Raw genomic sequence first — 856 nt, 5'->3', positions numbered from 1 at the left:
GACCTTTGCGGCGAAATCCATCGGGGCCGGCGGGCATGCCCGCGATCGAGTCCGGATATAAGTCCGCAACCACCCTCCTCGCCACGAACAATTACCTTGCAAATGGGAGGCGACCATATAAGAAATGCCGTGTTTTTAGGATTTAAAGTTTTGACTCTGAAGGAGTTACCGCTCACCCGGTGTTGAAGGACAGTGCCTGAACAAGCAGGGCGCTTACGTCCGTTCAGACAGCACAAGCAGACGGACGGTCAGGTTTTCCGGATGATTTGGCCGCCTTCGTTGCGCCAGATTCGATGTCGCCGCGGTGGCTCGCGATCGCCAGCGCACGCACCGTGTTCGTGAGGGCCGGCCGGGCGGCAAAGAGCGCCTCGATCGCACGGGCGCTCGCCATGCCCAACCCGGGCACGGCCTTCCACCAGTGGCCCCGGCGCGGAATGCGCACAGTCAGATCGGCGAGCGTCGTCATGCCGTACGCCTGCAGCACGCGCACCGCGCGCGGGGAAAGCCACTGCGCGACGTGGTCGGCAATCTGCGGTTCGGCGGGCGCGCTGTGCGCAGCGCATCGATCGCCTGCGCCACGCCTTTTGCGTACTGCTTGCGTCCCGCTGCCTGATAAGTAAGCAGCGCTACAGGATCATCAGCGATGGACCGCGCCTGCAACGGCCAACAGCTTGCTGCGGCTGAGCCTGGGGCAGGCCGCGCGCCGATTTCCCGTCACCGAGTGCGGAGGCACGTAACGCGCGACGGCCTGTCGCACGGATACGCCGGCGTACCACGCGCGCAGCACGGCAAGCTCGTCGGCATCGGAAAACTGGATGCAGCGTGAGCAGCAGGCGCAGGGGCAGGGGCTGGGGCA

1 protein-coding gene and 1 pseudogene are annotated in these 856 nt (G+C 65.0%); both read right to left on the bottom strand.

Annotated elements, in window-relative coordinates; all coding sequences use genetic code 11:
- Window positions 1-223 precede the first annotated feature (223 nt).
- On the bottom strand, window positions 224-490 hold the full coding sequence (locus tag C0Z16_RS39445; RefSeq protein WP_407070735.1) for a phage integrase family protein: 267 nt from the start codon (window positions 488-490) through the stop codon (window positions 224-226).
- Between the two features lie 147 nt (window positions 491-637).
- A pseudogene (locus tag C0Z16_RS39440) lies at window positions 638-856 on the bottom strand (integrase); the annotation flags it as partial.

It is taken from the genome of Paraburkholderia rhynchosiae, assembly GCF_002879865.1.
GTDB lineage: Bacteria > Pseudomonadota > Gammaproteobacteria > Burkholderiales > Burkholderiaceae > Paraburkholderia > Paraburkholderia rhynchosiae.
The sequence above is the reverse complement of the archived record's forward strand: the minus strand, read 5'-3'. Positions and strand labels throughout refer to the sequence as shown.